General features: G+C 70.0%; 13 protein-coding genes. 8 read left to right on the plus strand and 5 right to left on the minus strand.

The window, feature by feature from the left end; genetic code table 11:
- Positions 1-176: 176 nt before the first annotated feature.
- The 3 genes from ACQEVG_RS28335 to eccE all read right to left on the minus strand — a co-directional run bounded on the left by ACQEVG_RS28335 (position 177) and on the right by eccE (position 5,496).
- The gene (locus ACQEVG_RS28335; protein ID WP_432988887.1) at positions 177-3,191 is read right to left on the minus strand and encodes an SCO5717 family growth-regulating ATPase; all 3,015 of its coding nucleotides are present in this window, start codon (positions 3,189-3,191) and stop codon (positions 177-179) included.
- 290 nt (positions 3,192-3,481) lie between these two features.
- Entirely contained in the window at positions 3,482-4,201 is a 720-nt protein-coding gene (locus tag ACQEVG_RS28340) for a hypothetical protein (protein ID WP_432988890.1), read from the minus strand.
- Positions 4,201-5,496 (minus strand): type VII secretion protein EccE, encoded by a 1,296-nt coding sequence (gene eccE, locus ACQEVG_RS28345; protein WP_432988892.1) that lies wholly within the window; start codon positions 5,494-5,496, stop codon positions 4,201-4,203. The genes ACQEVG_RS28340 and eccE overlap by 1 nt, the downstream gene beginning before the upstream one ends.
- A 221-nt stretch (positions 5,497-5,717) precedes the next feature.
- Between eccE and eccB the strand changes: the two genes are divergently transcribed.
- From eccB to ACQEVG_RS28365, 4 genes are all read left to right on the plus strand, one after another.
- Entirely contained in the window at positions 5,718-7,259 is a 1,542-nt protein-coding gene (gene eccB, locus ACQEVG_RS28350) for a type VII secretion protein EccB (RefSeq protein ID WP_432988894.1), read from the plus strand.
- A gap of 15 nt (positions 7,260-7,274) precedes the next feature.
- Positions 7,275-8,522 carry a type VII secretion-associated serine protease mycosin gene (gene mycP, locus ACQEVG_RS28355; protein WP_432988896.1) on the plus strand — a complete coding sequence of 416 codons (1,248 nt, stop codon included), beginning with the start codon at positions 7,275-7,277 and terminating at the stop codon, positions 8,520-8,522.
- 146 nt (positions 8,523-8,668) lie between these two features.
- Entirely contained in the window at positions 8,669-9,007 is a 339-nt protein-coding gene (locus ACQEVG_RS28360) for a WXG100 family type VII secretion target (protein WP_432988898.1), read from the plus strand.
- Positions 9,008-9,048: 41 nt separating this feature from the next.
- On the plus strand, positions 9,049-9,342 hold the full coding sequence (locus tag ACQEVG_RS28365) for a WXG100 family type VII secretion target (protein ID WP_432988900.1): 294 nt from the start codon (positions 9,049-9,051) through the stop codon (positions 9,340-9,342).
- A 64-nt stretch (positions 9,343-9,406) separates the two neighbouring features.
- Here the strand turns inward: ACQEVG_RS28365 and ACQEVG_RS28370 are convergent, their stop codons facing one another.
- Entirely contained in the window at positions 9,407-9,652 is a 246-nt protein-coding gene (locus ACQEVG_RS28370; RefSeq protein WP_432988903.1) for a DUF397 domain-containing protein, read from the minus strand.
- Between the two features lie 67 nt (positions 9,653-9,719).
- A complete protein-coding gene (gene eccCa, locus ACQEVG_RS28375) occupies positions 9,720-13,676 on the minus strand; it encodes a type VII secretion protein EccCa (protein WP_432988905.1) in 3,957 nt (1,318 codons plus the stop codon).
- A gap of 186 nt (positions 13,677-13,862) precedes the next feature.
- On the opposite strand from eccCa, the gene eccD reads away from it, so the two are divergent.
- The 4 genes from eccD (at position 13,863) to ACQEVG_RS28395 (ending at position 19,671) form a co-directional block, all read left to right on the plus strand.
- A complete protein-coding gene (gene eccD / locus ACQEVG_RS28380) occupies positions 13,863-15,329 on the plus strand; it encodes a type VII secretion integral membrane protein EccD (RefSeq protein WP_432988908.1) in 1,467 nt (488 codons plus the stop codon).
- Between the two features lie 178 nt (positions 15,330-15,507).
- The gene (rpsO, locus tag ACQEVG_RS28385) at positions 15,508-15,798 is read left to right on the plus strand and encodes a 30S ribosomal protein S15 (RefSeq protein WP_215096097.1); all 291 of its coding nucleotides are present in this window, start codon (positions 15,508-15,510) and stop codon (positions 15,796-15,798) included.
- A 280-nt stretch (positions 15,799-16,078) separates the two neighbouring features.
- Positions 16,079-18,295: a polyribonucleotide nucleotidyltransferase gene (locus ACQEVG_RS28390; protein ID WP_432988910.1), complete on the plus strand. Its 2,217-nt coding sequence runs from the start codon at positions 16,079-16,081 to the stop codon at positions 18,293-18,295.
- Positions 18,292-19,671 carry a M16 family metallopeptidase gene (locus ACQEVG_RS28395; protein WP_432988912.1) on the plus strand — a complete coding sequence of 460 codons (1,380 nt, stop codon included), beginning with the start codon at positions 18,292-18,294 and terminating at the stop codon, positions 19,669-19,671. Before ACQEVG_RS28390 ends, ACQEVG_RS28395 begins: the two co-directional genes overlap by 4 nt.
- The last annotated feature ends 3 nt before the right edge of the window (positions 19,672-19,674 follow it).

Consider the following 19,674-nt stretch of genomic DNA (forward strand, 5'->3'; position numbering starts at 1 on the left):
GACCTCGCGTCATCACTCGCTCGGAGACCGGTTCGCCGGCTGGTGAGGCGAAGGTCTATCAGCGGTGGTCGAGCCCCGTCAACGGGCCGTCAAACCCCTTGTGGGCTGCGGGAATGCGATGAGGGCCCGCACCGTGGAGACGGTGCGGGCCCTCATTGGTTCAGTCCTCTGCCGCCCTACTGCTGAGGGGCTGGCGGCGCCTGCGGAGGCCCCTGCTGGGGCCATCCGGCGGGCGGTACGGGCCCTTGCAGATCGGGCTGTCCCGGACCACCCGGCTGGCCCTGCTGGCCGGGGATCGCGGGGGGAGCGGGTTGACCCGGTTGGCCGTACTGTCCGGGCTGCGGTCCGGCCGGAGTCGCCGGGGACTGGGCCTGGGAGGGCAGCGACTGCTGCCAGCCCTGCGGCGGGTAGGGCTGCTGGGGCGGCTGCTGGCCTCCGTACGGCGGCTGCGGCTGACCCTGCGGCTGGCCGGGGTAGGGCTGCTGCGGGTGCTGGGGGGCGTACGGCTGACCGGGCATCGGCTGTCCCGGTACCTGCGGCTGTCCCGGCACCTGCTGCTGACCCGGCATCGGCGGGGCCAGGTGCGGCGGCGGGTTGCCGTCCGCCGTCCACAGCCCCTGCTGCTGCTGGGCGCGTACGAAGTCCTCGGCGATCAGCGCGGAGAGGTTGAAGTACGCCTCCCGGGTCTTCGGGCGCATCATGTCGAGGTCCACCTCGGCGCCGGCCGCCAGGTGCTCGTCGAACGGCACCACGACCACTCCGCGGCAGCGCGTCTGGAAGTGCTGCACGATGTCGTCGACCTTGATCATCTTGCCGGTCTCACGGACTCCGGAGATGACCGTGATGGAGCGCTGCACCAGCTCCGCGTACCCGTGCGCGGACAGCCAGTCGAGCGTCGTCGACGCGCTGGACGCGCCGTCCACGGACGGAGTGGAGATGATGATCAACTGGTCGGCCAGGTCGAGCACTCCGCGCATCGCGCTGTAGAGCAGACCGGTGCCGGAGTCGGTGAGGATGATCGGGTACTGCTTGCCCAGCACGTCGATCGCGCGCCGGTAGTCCTCGTCGTTGAACGTCGTGGAGACCGCCGGGTCCACGTCGTTGGCGATGATCTCCAGTCCGGAGGGCGCCTGCGAGGTGAACCGGCGGATGTCCATGTACGAGTTGAGGTACGGGATCGCCTGGACGAGGTCGCGGATGGTGGCCCCGGTCTCGCGGCGCACCCGGCGGCCGAGCGTGCCGGCGTCCGGGTTGGCGTCGATCGCCAGGATCTTGTCCTGCCGCTCGGTGGCCAGGGTCGAGCCGAGCGCGGTCGTCGTCGTGGTCTTGCCGACGCCGCCCTTGAGGCTGATGACCGCGATCCGGTAGCAGGACAGGACCGGCGTACGGATGAGGTCGAGCTTGCGCTGCCGCTCGGCCTCCTCCTTCTTGCCGCCGAGCTTGAAGCGGGCGGCGGAGGAGGGGTTGCGGCTGCTCTTGGCCTTCTGCTTGTTGTTGCGCAGGAGGCGGTCCGAGGAGAGCTCGACGGCCGCGGTGTACCCGAGCGGGGCGCCCGGCACGGAACGCTCGCGCTGGTCGTGCGTGACCGGCGTGGGCCAGCCGGTACCGGCCCGCGGGTCGGCGGGACCGGCCGGGGGCTGGGCCTGGGGCTGCGGCTGGGCCTGGGGGTGAGCCTGCTGGGCGGGCAGTTCGGGCGTGGCGGGCGCGGGCAGATTGGGCGTCTGCGGGGCCTGCGGCGGCAGCGGTACGGGCGCGTTCGCACCGGGCTGGGGGAATCCGTAGCCGCCCTGCACGGGTTGCTGAGGCTGCGGTGCGAGGGGCTGCTGCACCTGCTGACCCGGCTGGGGGAATCCGTAGCCGCCCTGCACGGGCTGCTGAGGCTGCGGCGCGGGCGGCTGCTGCACCGGCTGTCCGGGCTGCGGGAATCCGTAACCGGCCTGAGGGGCCTGGGCGTTGGGGCCGGGTACGGCGGGCGGCAGCGGCGCGGCGGGTGCGGGCTGACCCGGCTGCGGGAAACCGTAACCACCCTGCACCGGCTGCTGAGGCTGCGGCGGGGCGGACTGTTCCGCCGTCTGCGGGGACACGGGCCACTGCGGCGCGGACGACGGGGCGGCCGGCTGGAAGGCAGGCGGCAGCGGCGGCAGCCCGGCACCCTGCGCGGCGGGCGCGGCAGACCAGGGCTGAGCCGACACGGGCGCGGGCGCAGCGTCCTGGGGCGCCTCGGCCGCGGCCGGAACGGCGTCCTGCGGGGCAGCGTCCTGGGGCGGAGTGTCCTGGGGCACGGAGTCGGCCGGCTCCTCGGCCGTTGCCTCTTCCGGGCCCTGCGGGGCGTTCTCCGCACGGGCTTCGGCGTCGTCGCTGTCGCGGGCTTCGGAGTCCCGCGCCTCGGGGGCGTCCTGCGCCGCGGAGTCGTGGACCTCGATGTCCCCGGCACCCTCCGCGTCGGGCGTCTCCTCGGCGGTGTCAGCGGTCTCCGCGGGGCCCTCGGCCGCGGCCTCGGGCGCATCGTCCGTCCCGGCGTCGGCAGTATCGTCCGCGGCGCTCTGCGGGGCTGTCTCCGACGGGTTGTCGGGGGCCGAAGGGGCGCCGGGCTCCTCGGTCTCCTTCGCCGCCGCGCGCTCCTCCATCTCGCGCTTCAGCGCGGCCGGGGAGAACCGCATGGTCGCCCCGCTCTCCACATCGCCGCCCCCGAAGGGCTGCGGAGCGGCCTCGGCCACCGGGGCCGGAGCGGGCGCAGGTGCCGCAACGGGCGCTGCCGGAGGCGTCTGAACCGGAGCAGGCGCGGGAGCCGGGTTCGGAGCGGGCGCGGGTGCAGGCGCCGGACCCGGAGCGGGTGCAGGCGCAGGAGCGGGTACAGGCGTCTGAACCGGACCCGGACCCGGAGCGGGCGCGGGCGCAGGCGCAGGAGCGGGTGCCGGAGCCTGCGCCGGAGGCGGCGTCGGCGCCCAGTTCGGCTCGAACCCGCTCCCCGCAGGCAGCCCCGGTACAGCCACCGGCGCCCCGTTCGGCGGCGGCGGAGGAGGTGTCTGACCCGCGCCCCCGCCCGAGGTGTCGCCCGACGCGTTCTGCGTGTACCAGGCCGGCGGGGTGTAGTCGATGGTGAACTCACCCGTCAGCTCGGCGGGATCCGCGTCGGACTCGTCGGCGGGAATGTCCCATCCCCCGCGGATCTCGTTCCGATCGCCGTTCACTTTGCCTCCTGGTGTGGTCGAGCACCCTTGTGCCGTTGTGGGTGTGGGGGGCGACCTCAGTCGTCCGATCGGTCCGGCTCTCCCCCTGGGGACGCGGCCACCATGCCCGCGGGTTTCCGCTGCCGCGCCCTGTACCACCCTAATCGCCAACAACGGTGGTCCGGCAGGGCAGACCGCCCCTCGACCGCTGTCCTGTGCGTCACGCCGTGCCCCCAAGTGACCTGAGTGCGGCGCAGCGTAAGGGAGCCGGTGGGTCAAAACGGCACAACTGCGTACGGACTTACGGCCGCTCAGTCCATCCGGCGGGCGCTGCCCAACAATCCGGTCTCGGCGTCCGTGGCCTGGGTCATGACGAACTGCCGGTCCCGCGCCGTACACCAGAGTGTGACGCCGTCCGCGAGGGTGGACAGCGCCTCCGTCTCGGGCCGCGGGAGATGCATGATGCGCCCGATCTGCGCGGCCTCGTCGGGCGAGACACGCTGAACACCGACCAGACCCGACTTCTCCATCAGCCGCGGCGCCACCGGGCTCAGATACGGCAGCAGCGTCACCACAGACTGCCAGGGACCCGAGACCACCCGGCCGCGCGGCGGCCGCATGCCGCAGTCACGGACGACGACCACCGGGCTGCCGGCCGACGCACCCTGCGGCGGCACCCGGCCCACATCGTGCAGCGAGATGACCTGCGTTCCGCCGCCCGCCGCCTGGGCGAGCGTCGTCCAGGCGGGTGCCCGGCCCGTCTCCACGGTGACCCGGGCGCCGGTCGCGGCCGCGCGCAGCGCGAGCACCTGCGCGGTCCACAGACCGCCGATGAGCGTCACGTCGTACGGAGTGGGGCGGTTGATGCCGAGCACGGCGGGCTTGCCCTCCGCGTCGACCCCGATGACCACGCCGTCGTCGCCGACCGGCAGCGCGAGCGCGGCCAGTTGGTCCAGCGACAGCGCGTGCCGGTCGCGGCGCGGTCCGATCAGTCCGAAGCCGAGACGCGGCTTGGCAGCAGACGAAGGCATCAGCGGGCTCCCCCGAGCGGCAGTGTGGCGAGCATCCCGGGCAGCTGCTCGCGGTCGAGCCGTACCAGACCGGTCTTGACCCCGCGGGCGGCGCGCTCCAGTTCATGACGGGCCGCGACCAGTTCCTCGTCGCTGCGCCCGGTGATGCGGACATGACCTGTCACGGACACGCCCTGCCGGTCGCCGTGGCCCAGCGTGAGACTGAAGGTGGTGGCCAGCGCGGGAATCGAGGTGAGCAGCGCGACGAGCTGCGGCATCGGGGCCCCGCCGCCGCCGAGTTGGGGCCAGCGGCCCACCCAGTACGTGGTGTGGCGGCGGTCGTCGACGCGCCAAGTGCGCGAGGTCTCCTGGGTGCGCCGGGCGGGCGCCTCCGCCCGGCCGGCCTGGGCGATGGCCATGGGGCTGGCGCAGGAGGAGGTGGCGATGGCCGCCGTCAGCTCCTGCTCGGTCAGCACCGTCGCCCGGAACCCGGCGCCGGTGAGCCGGCTCGCCAACTGGTCGGCCGTGCGCACCAGACACTTCTGCGCGCCTTCGAGACCGCCGCCGCGCGCCGCCACCGCCTCGGGGCAGAGCTCCGGGTCGAGCTTGAGCGCTATCCAGGTGATCCGTATCGCGGGTGAGCCGGTCTGGGCCTGCAGCGGCGCGTAGTTGCGCGCGGCCACCGACTGCTGCGGCAGATGCGGGGCGGGGGCGGGCTGGGTGTGCTGGACGATCTGCGCAGACTCCAGGCGGATGCCGTCGACGTCGAGCACGTCCCGTACGAGAGCCATCGGCAGCGGCCTCGCCGTGCGCTCGGGACGCAGGGCCGTCGCGTCCGACTCGACCTGCAGCAGCGCCGTCAGGAAGGTCCCGTCGCCGATCATGCCGACCGGGCGGCGGTCGCGGTCGCTGTAGGTGTACGTCCGCAGAGCGGGGTCGCACTCGACGGCGGGCGCAAGGCCCGGTTCCGTATCGCGCGGCAGGACCAGGGACGCGGCCCTGCGCCGCCGCGCGCGCAGCGCGAAGACCGTGGCGAGCCATTCGGGCAGGGAGCGCCGGTGTCTGCGCAGCAGCGCGAGCAGTACCAGCACCGCGGCCACCACAACCGCGGGGACCAGCAACAGGGGATCGATCACCCAGGCGACAAGGAGCAGCGCGGCGGCGATCTCGATCAGTACGAACTGTTGCAGTCGGAACGAACCGAAGTGCCCGGGTCGTGCTTTGAGTCGGGGCGCGGCCGGTCCCTGGGACGGCCCTGCGGTCCGCGCGGAGGCCTGCCCGTGGGCGGCCGGCCGTACCCGCGTCGCGGAAGCCATTATTCCGACACCCCCCGGTTCATTAGGCCCCAATTCATCCCGATCACCCCTGTCCGGCCCTGCGTGGCAAGGCCTTTGGCGGCTGGATCACCCTACCCGCCCCACAAGCACCATCGATCAACAGGCATAGTAGGGGGCCGGTCCGACAAGCAGGGCCCGGGGACCGTGCTCACCACAAGGCCCCCGCGGGGAGACAGTGCCTTCTTTATCAATGGGGACTCATGGCATCACGGCGGGATGAGCTCAACGCATACACCTTTGCGAAGAAGCGCACGGTGGCGGCATTCCTGCAACCCTCGACGACCGGTACGGAGGAGGGGGCGCCGCGTCCGATGCGCGCCGTCATCCCCAGCCTGATCGTCGGGGCGCTGATCCTGGCGGGCTTCGGCGCCTTCGGCATGTTCAAGCCCAAGGCCCCCAAGGACTGGGCGGCGCCCGGCACCAAGGTGATCATCGGCAAGGACTCCACCACCCGCTATGTGGTGCTGTCCACCGGCAAGGGGAAGAACAAGAAGATCCTGCTGCACCCTGTGCTGAACCTCGCCTCCGCCCGACTGCTGCTCGATCCCCAGCAGTTCAAGGTGATTCAGGTCAGCGACGACATCCTGGACGCGGGCAAGCCCCCGCGCGGGCCGATCCTCGGTATTCCGTACGCACCCGACCGGCTGCCCAGCGACAAGGAGGCCGGCAAGTCCAAGCGCTGGGCGGTCTGTGAGCAGCCCGGCGGCGGCAAGGGCAACACCGTGCAGAAGGCGACCTTCGTGCTCGGCGAGCGCGATCTGAGCCGCACCGAGGGCAAGAAGCGCCTCAGCGGCGGCCAAGCGCTGTACGTCAAGGGCCAGGACGGGCTGCGCTACCTGGTCGACGCGGGCGGCACCAAGTACCTGGTGCGCGGCACCCAGACCGACGCTCCGTTCCTCACCCGCGCGCTCGTCGGCAGCAAGGAGCCGCAGTCGGTCACCGGCGACTGGCTGGCGACCCTGCACACCGGCAGCCCCGTCGACTTCCCCGTCATTCCTGGCCCGGTCAAGGCGCCGGCGGGCGTCGGCGGCGGTCTGACGCCGGAGCAGGACAGGGTCGGTATGGTTCTCAAGGCCCAGACCGGCTCCGGGCCGCAGCACTACGTCGTTCTGCAGGGCAAGGTCCAGCCGGTCTCCGACTTCACCGCCTGGCTGCTCATCAACTCCCCGCAGACCGACAAGCTCGACATGCGCGGCGAGGCGGTCGACGTGGACGCGGCCTCGTTCGCCCCCGAGGACACCTTCTTCGGCGCCGAGAACCGCTGGCCCACGCAGAAGACCGATCAGGTCAACGACGCCGGCGGCGACCGCGACACCGTGTGCAGCGTGCTGCGCAAGGTCGACGACAAGGGCCGTACGACGCTGTCGACCTGGGCGGGTTCCCAGTACCCCGCGGAAATCACCGCGGGCGGCACCAGCACCTATGTCACCCCCGGCACTGGCCTGCTGTTCACCCAGGTCCAAGGCAAGCAGACCAAGCCCGACGGGTCGCTCTTCCTGGTGACCGACACCGGACTGCGGTACGCGGTGCAGGCGAACGGCGACAGTGACAAGGGCCGCTCCAGCATCGGCACGGGCGACCAGGAGAAGCAGCAGGACGGCCGCCCCGAGCCCAGCCAGGCGCAGATCCGGCTCGGCTACGGGAAGGTCACCCCCACCCTCGTCCCGATCACCTGGTCGGAGTTCCTGTCCAAGGGCCCGCGTCTGGACACCAACAGCGCGCGTCAGCCGCAGGGTTCGTAAGGGGGAGTGCGACCAATGCCGCAACTGCGCAGGAAGGCCGCCCTGCTGACCGCCGCCACGGCGCTGACGGGCCTGGCCGCCGCACCCCCGGCCGCATACGCCGACGAGGCGCCGAACGAACTCGGCATCAACGGCAGCGGCGAGTGCACCTTTCCGATGAAGAAGCAGATCGAGGGGATCCCCTGGCCGCTCCAGCGGGTCCTGCTGGACGAGCTGTGGCAGGACACCAAGGGCAAGGGTGTCCGGGTCGCGGTCATCGACACCGGCGTGGACAACGACAACGTCCAGCTCAAGTCGGCCGTCGACGCCTCCGCGGGCCGGGACCTCCTCAAGCCCGACAAGGAGAGTTCGAGCGACGACAAGCGCGGCAAGACCGACGGCACGGTCGACGAGGTCGGCCATGGCACCAAGGTCGCGGGCATCATCGCCGCGCGCCCCCGCAAGGGCACCGGCTTCGTCGGCCTGGCACCCGAGGCCACGATCATCCCGATCCGCCAGAACGACGAGAAGAACAGCGGCAACGACAAGACGATGGCCACGGCGATCGACCACGCCATCGCCAAGGGCGCCGGCGTCATCAACATCTCCCAGGACACGACGAAGCCGCTCTCGCTCGGCTCGGAGCTCAACAAGGCGGTGCAGCGGGCCATCAACGCGAAGATCGTCGTGGTCGCGTCGGCCGGCAACGACGGCATGGACGGCAAGCTGAAGAACACCTATCCCGCGGCCTTCCCGGGTGTTCTCGCCGTAGCCTCCTCCGACCGCAACAACGAGCGGGCGGTCTTCTCCCAGGCGGGCACCTTCGTAGGAGTCGCGGCCCCGGGTGTGGACGTCGTGTCCACCGTTCCCGGAAACGGCCAGTGCGTCGACAACGGCACCAGCTTCTCGGCCCCGTACGTGGCCGGTGTCGCGGCGCTGCTGAAGGCCAAGTACCCCGAGTGGAGCGTGCCGCAGATCATCGCGCAGATCGAGCAGACCGCCGAGCGAAGCATCAACGGCCATGACAACTTCGTCGGCTGGGGTGTGGTCGACCCGGTGCGTGCGCTAAGCGGCGACGGGCGCCCGATCGACGCACCGCGCGCGGACCCCGGCCCGCCGAAAGCACTCGCGCCGGAGCCCGCTCATCTCGCGATGACGGAGACCGTCCAGGAACGCAACGAGCGTTATGCAACCTACGCGTTGGGCATCGGCGTCGTACTGGTGGCTGTGGTTGCCGGCGCGGCAACGGTCATCAGGGACACCCGGCGCAAAAGGGCCCAGTGAGCCAAGTCTCCCTACGAGACTTTGCAGTTGGAACTGTCCTACCAAGTGGATAGAGTGACAGTCGGACTCAGTGAGGACTGGTCCGGCACGGGGGCGGCATCCAAATGGCTTCCGTCTACGTCACCGTCGAAGGAAGAAGGGGCACGATGTCGGGTAACCAAGACCTGAATGTAACTAGTAGCGAAATCACCGGACTCTCCGGGAAGATCGACAAGTTCCAGACCGAGCTGAACAGCCGGATCACGTCGCTCAACGGCGTTGTGGACCGCATCCAGGCAGGCTGGAAGGGCGCGGCGAGCCAGGAGTACGACCGTACTCAGGCCGATCTGAACCGGCGCCTGCGCAATGTGCAGCGCGACCTGGAGAACCTTCAGAACCTGGTCAAGATGAGCGCCGACGGGTTCGACAACCAGGAGACCGAGCGCATCCAGTCCTTCCGCAAGATGGAAGCGACCAAGGGCAGCAGCGCCATCCTCGGTATGTGACCGTCCGGATCCTTCGCAGAACTTCGCACTAGGAGCAAAGAATGACGACTGCTGTCAATTACGACACAGTGACCACTGCGGCGAGTGACGTCCGCGCCACGTCCACCTACCTGAACGAGCAGCTTCAGGACCTGATGACCCACGTCAAGAACGTCGCGGGCAGCTGGCAGGGTGAGGCCAAGGAGGCGTACATCGCCATCCAGGGCAACCTCGCCCAGGACATGGACGGTCTGAACCAGGACCTGGCCACCATCGCGCGTCTGCTCGACGACTCCGTCGTGGGCTACCAGGACACGGACAAGGGCAACGCGGCCCGTTTCCGCATGATGCACTGACGCGACCTGCACCGCGTAAAGGGGGGTTGCCCGCACCAGCGGGCAACCCCCCTTTACGTATGACCTACTTGAGGTCGAACTCGCCGTCACGCGCGCCGAGGACGAACGCACGCCACTCGGCCTCCGTGTACCGCAGCACCGTCTCCGGGTCCAGCGACGAGCGCATCGCCACCGCGCCGCCCGGCAGATGCGCGATCTCGACCCGCTCCTCGTTCTCGCTCGTGCCGGGCGCGCCGAGCCACTCCACACCCGAGATGTCGAGGGCGTACAGCTCTTCCTTCTGGCGTTCCTTCTCGCTTGCGTCAGCCATCGGCGCGGTTCCTCCCACAGGTGTGCCGAACGAAGTGCTCAACCACCCTACTGGGCTGCCGATGCGCCTACCGGTGATCCGGCATCCAGCCCAGCTGGATCAGCGGCGTGCCCCGCTTGCGCGAGACGAAGGTGCCGCGACCCGGAGGCATCGGACGCGCCCGTACGTTGCCGAGGATGTCGCCCTCACCCGGGTCGCCCGAGAGAATGACGCCCTGAGCGCCGAGCTCCTTGATCCGCTGCATGAACGACTCGTACATGGCCCGGGAAGCTCCCGCGGCGCTGCGCGCGATGATGAAGCGGATGCCCACGTCACGCGCGAACGGCAGGTTCTGCACCAGCGCCGAGAGCGGATTGCCGGAGTTCGTCGCCACCAGCTCGTAGTCGTCGATGAGGACGAAGAGCTGCGGTCCCGTCCACCAACTGCGGTCGCGCAGCTGCTGCGGAGTGATGTCCGGCTTCGGCGCCCGCTTGCCCATGACCGTGTTGATCGCGTCCATGTGCATTTCCATCGCGGACGTCATCGGCGCGTACTCCAGCAGATGCGAGGAGGGCACGGCCTCCAGCATCGTGCGCCGGTAGTCGCCGACCACGATTCGCGCCTGCTCCGGGGTGTAGCGCTCGGAGATCTGCTTGGCGATCAGCCGCAGCAGGGCGGTCTTGCCGGACTCGCTCTCGCCGAAGATCAGGAAGAACGGGTCCGACTCGAAGTCGACGAACACCGGCTCCAGGTTCGTCTCGTCGATGCCGATCGCAATGCCGTGCTGCGGGAACTCGAAGCCCTTCGGCAGCTGCTCGGCCGGCAGCCGGCGCGGCAGCAGCCGTACGGCCGGCGCGGGTGCGCCCGCCCAGTTGCTCTTGACCGACTGCACGAAGGCGGCCGTGCCCTCCGACAGATCGCCGGAGCTGCTGATCGAGTCGATACGCGGCAGAGCCGTCATGAAGTGCAGCTTCTCCGGGACCTGGCCCCGGCCGGGCACACCGGGCGGGACGTTCGCCGCGACCTTGCGGTCGAACTCGGAGTCCATGACGTCACCGAGCCGCAGCTCCAGACGCCCCAGCATCTGGTCCTTGAGCGCCGCACGCACCTCCATGTAGCGGGCGGCGGTGATGACCACATGGATGCCGTAGCCGAGACCGCGCGCCGTGAGATCGGCGACGATCGGCTCCATCATCTCGTAGTCGTTCTTGAAGCCGCCCCAGCCGTCGATGACCAGGAAGACGTCTCCCCAGGCCTCGCCAGGCAGTTCGCCCGCGGCCCGCCTGCGCCGGTAGGTGGCGATGGAGTCGATGTTGTTGGCCCGGAAGAACTCCTCGCGCCGGTTGAGTACGCCCATCACCTCGGCGACCGTACGGCGCACCCGCTCCGGGTCGAGGCGCGAGGCGACACCGCCCACATGCGGCAGGTCGGACAGCGACGACAGACCGCCACCACCGAAGTCGAGCGCGTAGAACTGCACTTCGCTCGGTGTGTGGGTGAGCGCGAACGACGAGATCAGCGTCCGCATCAGCGTCGACTTGCCGGACTGCGGACCGCCGACGATCATCATGTGGCCCGCCGCGCCGGAGAAGTCCCGGTACAGCACCTCGCGGCGCTGCTCGAAGGGCTTGTCGATCAGGCCGAGCGGGACGGTCAGACCACCGGGGCGCGTGTACTCGGTCGCGGTCAGACCGCGCTCAGCCGTCGGCGCGAGCCCCGGAAGCAGCTGGTCCAGCGTGGGCGCCTGGTCCAGCGGCGGCAGCCACACCTGGTGGGCGGGCACGCCCTGGCCCTCGAGCCTGCGCACGATCACATCGAGCACCGTGTCCGCCAGCGCCTCGTCCTCGGAGGACCTCGAGGCCGCCATCGCGGCCGGGTCCGGCGCCGCGTAGACCACAGGCACGGGAGCCGCGGTGAAGACGGCGGGCCGCCGCTCGATGGGCAGCTGGCCCACCGACAGGTCCGGACCGCCGGTGCGATAGGTGCCGGAGACGTACGCCGCCTTGAAGCGGGTCATCTCTTCCGTGCCGAACTTCATCAGGCCGGAGCCGGGCACCGACGGCAGGTGGTACGCGTCGGGCACGCCGATCGCCGTACGCGACTCGGCGGCCGAGAAGGTCCGCAGACCGATCCGGTACGAGAGATACGTGTCCAGACCGCGCAGCTTGCCCTCCTCCAGACGCTGCGAGGCGAGCAGCAGATGCACACCCAGCGAACGGCCGATGCGGCCGATCTGGATGAACATGTCGATGAAGTCCGGCTTGGCGGTGAGGAGTTCGGAGAACTCGTCGAGCACGAGGACCAGCGAGGCCAGCGGCTCCAGCGGGGCACCGGCCGCACGGGCCTTCTCGTAGTCGTGGATGTTCGCGTAGTTGCCCGACTTGTGCAGCAGCTCCTGTCGCCGCTGCAGTTCACCGCGGATCGCGTCTCCCATTCGGTCGACCAGCGTGAGGTCGTCCGAGAGGTTGGTGATCACGGCGGCGACGTGCGGCATCTGCGACATCCCGGCGAACGTCGCACCACCCTTGAAGTCCGCGAGTACGAAGTTGAGGGTCTCCGAGGAGTGTGTGACCGCGAGTCCGAGCACCAGCGTGCGCAGCAGCTCCGACTTTCCCGAACCGGTCGCACCGACGCACAGACCGTGCGGGCCCATGCCCTCCTGCGCGGCCTCCTTGAGGTCGAGCATGACCGGCTGGCCGTCCTCGCCGACGCCGATAGGCACCCGCAGCCGCTCGGCCACCGAACGCGGACGCCAGGTGCGTGCCACGTCGATCCCGGCCGCGTCGCCCAGATTCAGCAGATCGGTGAAGTCCAGGTTGGCGAGCAGCGGTTCGTCGTCGTCACCACCGCCCATCCGCAGCGGCGCCAGCTGACGCGCCAGCGCCTCGGCGGCCGGCAGCGAGATCCCGTCGGGCACACCCTCGTACGCCACCCGGTGTCCGGACTCCAGACGCAGCCGCCCGGGACGCACCACTATGGACAGACCGCCGCGCGGCTCGTCGAGTTCGCCCGATACGACCTCGACGATGGTGACGCCCTGCAGGCCCTCGGCGGCCGCGAACAGCGAGTCCGGCGGCACCATTCCGCCGTCCAGTACGACGACGATGTGCGGCTGGTCCATGACCGGCTGGTTCTCCCGGCTGAACCGGGGCCGCCCCTCGAGGCGGCTGAACAGCAACTGCTCCAGCTCACCGAGGTCGTCGCCGAACAGCCTCTTGGTACCCGCCCCGTCCACCTGACCGGGCACCTGCGTGTGGGGCAGCCACTTCGTCCAGTCCCAGCGCGCGACCCCGCCCGGCGCCGCGACCACCGCGACCATCAGGTCGTCGGGGGAGTGCAGCGTGACCAGCTGGGAGACCAGAGCGCGCGCCGCGGACTGCGCCGACTCCGGCTCGCCGGAGACCGTCACGTGGTAGAAGGCGCGCATCGAGACCGCCATCGGCAGTCCGTCCAACGAGCCGTGCACCGCGAGGAATTGCTGCATCGCACCGGCCGCCAGCGGCTCCAGCTCGTCCACCGGTGCGGTGTCCGGTGCTATCAGCGGCGTGGCCAGCTGCTGTGCGCCGAGACCGACGCGCACCTGCCCGAAGTCGTTGTCGCCCACGCGCCGTTCCCACACCCGCGAGCCCTCGGCCACCACCGACCAGAGCTGCTCGGGAGCGGGGTGCAGATACAGCTGCGCGTCACGCTGTTTGCGCGCCGTCTTGCGCACCGTACGCCGCGTCTGGGCAAGGTATTTGAGGTAGTCGCGGCGCACATCTGCCATTTGCCCCTGCGTACCCTTGCGGTATCTCGCGACCTGGGCGACGACCATCGCGACCGTCGAGACCAGCATCAGAACACCCATGATGCGCATGAACGGCGGCGCCTGCGGCGAGAAGAAGAACACCACCGAAGAGCCCATGCCGAGGACCGGCAGGATCTGCATCAGCATGCCCTCCTGCTGACCCCGCGGCAGCTCCGGAGGAGCCTCCAGAGTCAGTTCCTCCGCGGGCACTTCAGGCGGCAGCGACCTCGGCGGGCGTTTCACGACGATCTGGCTCACCGGAGCATCAATCCCTCGATACGTACGGAAGACGGACGGCGGATTTCCGCAACCGACGCCCCCGTGACTGCCTTTGCTGCGGACTTCCCTCCGCGCGACGGTGATCCTACTTGCAGACCCATCGCGTGTGTCCCGGTAGGGTGGCGCGCGCACCGTGCGCAACCGCGAATCAGGGGGTCCAGAAACGTGAGTACGACCGCAGCGACCGGCTTCTGCCGCGTCACCGTCGTGGCGCCGGACAGCCGTATCGATGTCGCTCTCCCCGAGGACATCGCCGTCGCCGACGTCTACCCGGAAATCCTGCGCCTCACCGGTCAGACCCAGGCTCCGGGGTCTCCGACCGGCTACCACCTGGTGCGCCGCGACGGCACCGTACTCGACGGCGCCCGCTCGCTCGCCGCCCAGCAGGTGCTCGACGGCGAGGTGCTCAGCCTGCGCCCGTTCGCGGAGTCGCTGCCGCCCGCCGTCTTCGACGACGTCTCCGACGCCGTCGCCTCCGCCGTCACCCGCGACCGGCATCTGTGGAGCGACGACCTGCTGCGCGGCTCCGGCCTGGTCGGCGGAGTCCTGCTGCTGGTCCTGATGGGCTTCGTGCTCTGGTTCGCCGACCCGCTCCGGCACGACATGCACAGCCTGCCCGGCATCATCGCGGGCGCGGCCGGACTGCTGCTCACCGCCTTCGCGGGCGTCCGCGCCCGGGTGTACTCGGACCGGGCCACCGCCGTCGCCCTCGGGCTCGGCGCCCTGCCCCTGCTGATGATCGCGGGCTCCGGGATCGTCGGGCCGGACGCCGGTCACGGCCCCGGCAAGCTGCAGTTTCTGCTCGGCTGCGTGACCGTCCTGGTCGCCTCGGTCGCCCTGGTCGCGCTCACCCCGAGCGGCGACGCACCCTTCGTGGCGGCCACCTTCCTGGGCGCCACCGGCACCATCGCCACCTTCGTGGCCATCACCACCGAGGCCACGGCCACCGAGACCGCCGCCGTCGTCGCCCCGGTCGCCATCGGTCTGGTCGCCTTCCTGCCCGGTCTCTCGGCCCGCTTCGCCCGGCTGCCCATCGGCTACGCATCGCCGCGCAGCGCCGCCGACGAGTTCGAGGCCGACCCGAACGAGACCCCCGACGCCGAGCCCGTCGACGCCGAGCGGATCGCCGCTCAGGCCCGGCGCGGCCACGAGATGCTGCTCGGCCTGGTCGGCGGCTGCGCCGCGGTCGTCGTCGCCTGCGCCGCCGTGCTCGGCTTCTCGAGCAGCATCTGGGGCCAGTTCCTCGCCCTGGCCGCCGGCCTCGCGATGCTGCTGCGCGCCCGCCTCTTCCGCTACACCTCGCAGGTCGCCTGCACCCTGGTCGCCGGCCTCGCCGCGATCGCGCTGCTGGTCCTCGGCCTCTCCCTGAACCCGCCCGTCGACCTGGTCAAGGATCTGCTGATGTACGGGGACCGGGGCGGCCTGGACATCCGTACAATCTGGCTCACGGCGGCCGTGGCCGCCGGTGCCGCCCTGATCACCGCGATCGGCCTGGTCATCCCGAAGAAGGGCCTCTCGCCGTTCTGGGGCCGCCTGCTCGACCTCACCGAGGGCGTGGTGCTGCTCTCGCTGGTCCCGCTCTGCCTGGCCGTGCTCGACGTTTTCAACGCGGCCCGCTCCCTGACCAGCTAGAGGGCCCGTCAAGAACGGCGCCGGGGGCTGGTACGCTGTGTGACGGCCGTTTGTATACGCGTTCCCGGGTCATCTGGGATCCGCGCTCATCGGACCTTCGCCTCCGAGTCACGGAAGCTCCCCTGAGATCAAGACCAGGGGCACTCGTGGGCGCATCGAACATCAAGAGGAGTACCGAGTGTCTCTCGACGCCGCTACGAAGAAGCAGATCATGTCCGAGTTCGGCACCAAGGAGGGCGACACCGGCTCCCCCGAGGTCCAGGTTGCGATGCTCTCGCGCCGCATCTCGGACCTGACCGAGCACCTCAAGACGCACAAGCACGACCACCACTCCCGCCGTGGTCTGCTGATCCTGGTGGGCCAGCGCCGCCGTCTGCTGCAGTACCTGGCCAAGAAGGACATCCAGCGCTTCCGTGCGCTGGTCGACCGCCTCGGCATCCGCCGTGGTGCGGCCGGCGGTGCCAAGTAAGACGCCGTGAAGGGAGCGGTTCCCACTCTTAGGGGGCCGCTCCCTTTGCTGTACGTGCGCGACGTGCCGGACGGCAATTAGTCTGGACACGCAACGCAATACCGGAACAACGCAATACCGAACGAGCGAGAAGCCGCCTCCCCGCCGCCGGTCCTCGGTAGTGGCCCCCGGAGAACCAACCCCGGGTGCTTCGATCGAAGACCGGCCCGCAGAACGAGAGCTTCTCGGCCACCGTCCTCCGCCACACGGGCGAGGGGACGAAGACGAGGAGAAAACGCTAGTGGAGAACGAGACCCACTACGCCGAGGCCGTTATTGACAACGGTTCCTTCGGCACCCGCACCATCCGCTTCGAGACGGGCCGCCTGGCCCGTCAGGCCGCCGGTTCCGCCGTGGCCTACCTGGACGACGACACCATGGTGCTGTCGGCCACCACCGCTTCCAAGAAGCCCAAGGACCAGCTCGACTTCTTCCCCCTGACGGTGGACGTCGAGGAGCGGATGTACGCAGCCGGCAAGATCCCCGGCTCCTTCTTCCGCCGTGAGGGCCGTCCCTCCGAGGACGCGATCCTCACGTGTCGCCTGATCGACCGCCCGCTGCGCCCGTCCTTCAAGAAGGGCCTGCGCAACGAGATCCAGGTCGTCGAGACGATCATGGCGCTCAACCCCGACCACCTGTACGACGTGGTCGCGATCAATGCCGCCTCCTGCTCCACGCAGCTGGCCGGCCTGCCGTTCTCCGGCCCGATCGGCGGCACCCGTGTCGCCCTGATCAAGGGCCAGTGGGTCGCCTTCCCGACGCACACCGAGCTCGAGGACGCTGTCTTCGACATGGTGGTCGCCGGTCGTGTCCTGGAGGACGGCGACGTCGCGATCATGATGGTCGAGGCCGAGGCCACCGAGAAGACCATCGAACTCGTCAAGGGCGGCGCCGAGGCGCCGACCGAGGAGGTCGTGGCCGCCGGTCTCGAGGCCGCCAAGCCCTTCATCAAGGTCCTGTGCAAGGCGCAGTCGGACCTCGCCGCCAAGGCCGCCAAGCCGACCGGCGAGTTCCCGATCTTCCTGGACTACGAGGACGACGTCCTCGAGGCCCTGACCGCCGCGGTCAAGAGCGAGCTCGCCCAGGCGCTCACCATCGCCGGCAAGCAGGAGCGCGAGGCCGAGCTGGACCGCGTCAAGGCGCTGGCCGGCGAGAAGCTGCTCCCGCAGTTCGAGGGCCGCGAGAAGGAGATCTCCGCCGCCTACCGCTCGCTGACCAAGACCCTGGTGCGCGAGCGCGTCATCAAGGAGAAGGTCCGCATCGACGGCCGTGGCGTTACGGACATCCGTACGCTCGCCGCCGAGGTCGAGGCCATCCCGCGCGTGCACGGCTCGGCGCTGTTCGAGCGTGGCGAGACCCAGATCCTGGGTGTCACCACCCTCAACATGCTCCGGATGGAGCAGCAGCTGGACACCCTTTCCCCGGTGACCCGCAAGCGCTACATGCACAACTACAACTTCCCGCCGTACTCCACCGGTGAGACCGGCCGCGTCGGTTCGCCGAAGCGCCGCGAGATCGGCCACGGCGCCCTGGCCGAGCGCGCGCTCGTGCCGGTGCTGCCGACGCGCGAGGAGTTCCCGTACGCCATCCGCCAGGTCTCCGAGGCGCTGAGCTCCAACGGCTCCACGTCGATGGGCTCGGTCTGCGCCTCCACCATGTCGCTGCTGAACGCCGGTGTGCCGCTCAAGGCCCCCGTCGCCGGTATCGCCATGGGCCTGATCTCCCAGGAGATCGAGGGCGAGACCCACTACGTCACCCTCACCGACATCCTCGGTGCGGAGGACGCCTTCGGTGACATGGACTTCAAGGTCGCCGGTACGAAGACCTTCGTCACCGCGCTGCAGCTCGACACCAAGCTCGACGGCATTCCCGCCTCGGTCCTGGCCGCCGCGCTGAAGCAGGCCCGCGACGCCCGCCTCCACATCCTCGATGTGATGAACGAGGCGATCGACGTCCCGGACGAGATGTCCCCGAACGCCCCGCGGATCATCACCGTCAAGATCCCGGTGGACAAGATCGGTGAGGTCATCGGCCCCAAGGGCAAGATGATCAACCAGATCCAGGAGGACACCGGCGCCGACATCACGATCGAGGACGACGGCACGATCTACATCGGTGCCGCCCAGGGCTCGCAGGCCGAGGCCGCCCGCGCCACGATCAACGGCATCGCCAACCCGACCATGCCGGAGGTCGGCGAGCGCTACCTGGGCACGGTCGTCAAGACGACCACCTTCGGTGCCTTCGTGTCCCTGCTCCCGGGCAAGGACGGCCTGCTCCACATCTCGCAGATCCGCAAGCTCGCCGGTGGCAAGCGCGTGGAGAATGTCGAGGACGTGGTCGCGGTCGGCTCCAAGGTCCAGGTCGAGATCGCCGAGATCGACTCCCGCGGCAAGCTCTCCCTGATCCCCGTGATCGAGGGCGAAGAGGCCGACGACAAGAAGGACGACACCGACAAGTGACGTCGCGTAGTTCCAGGACGACGGCCCGCACCTCTTCGGAGGCGCGGGCCGTCGCCCGTACCCAAACGCTTCTCAAGGGCGAGCACGGCATCGGCACGGTCCGGCGCACCGTCCTCCCCGGCGGCCTGCGCGTCGTCACCGAGACCCTGCCCTCCGTACGCTCCGCGACCTTCGGGATCTGGGCGAACGTCGGCTCCCGCGACGAGACGCGGTCGCTGGGCGGCGCCACGCACTACCTCGAGCATCTCCTGTTCAAGGGCACACACAAGCGCTCCGCCCTCGACATCTCCTCGGCGATCGACGCGGTCGGCGGCGAGATGAACGCCTTCACGGCGAAGGAGTACACCTGCTACTACGCGCGGGTGCTCGACACCGACCTGCCGCTCGCCATCGACGTGGTCTGCGACATGCTCACCGGCTCGCTGATCCTCCAGGAGGATGTCGACGCCGAGCGCGGCGTCATCCTCGAAGAGATCGCGATGACCGAGGACGACCCGGGCGACTGTGTGCACGACCTGTTCGCGCACACCATGTTCGGCGACACCCCCCTCGGCCGCCCGGTCCTCGGCACCGTCGACACCGTCAACGCGCTCACCGCCGACAGCGTCCGACGCTTCTACAAGAAGCACTACGACCCGACCCATCTGGTCGTCGCCGCCGCGGGCAACATCGACCACGCCACGGTCGTACGCCAGGTCCGCAAGGCCTTCGAGAAGGCCGGTGCGCTCTCCCGTACGGACGCGGCCCCGACCCCGCCCCGCGACGGACACCGCTCCCTGCGCACCGCCGGCCGGGTCGAGCTGCTGAACCGCAAGACCGAGCAGGCCCATGTCGTCCTCGGCATGCCCGGCCTCGCCCGCACGGACGACCGCCGCTGGGCCCTGGGCGTACTCAACACCGCACTCGGCGGTGGCATGAGCTCCCGGCTCTTCCAGGAGGTCCGGGAGAAGCGCGGCCTGGCCTACAGCGTGTACTCGTACACCTCGGGCTTCGCCGACACCGGCCTCTTCGGCGTCTACGCGGGCTGCCGTCCCAGCCAGGTCCATGACGTACTGAAGATCTGCCGCGACGAGCTCGACCGCGTCGCAACCGACGGCCTCTCCGACGAGGAGATCGGCCGCGCGGTCGGCCAGCTCTCCGGCTCCACCGTGCTGGGCCTGGAGGACACGGGCGCGCTGATGAACCGCATCGGCAAGAGCGAACTGTGCTGGGGAGCGCAGATGTCGGTCGACGACATGCTCGCGCGGATCGCGGCCGTCACCCCCGACGAGGTACGTGCGGTTGCGGGCGAGGTGCTGGGGCACCGGCCCTCGCTGTCTGTCATCGGCCCGCTCAAGGACAAGCAGGCGGACCGCCTCCACGAAGCGGTCTCCTAAAGG

It is taken from the genome of Streptomyces sp. CA-135486 (assembly GCF_050936555.1).
GTDB lineage: Bacteria > Actinomycetota > Actinomycetes > Streptomycetales > Streptomycetaceae > Streptomyces.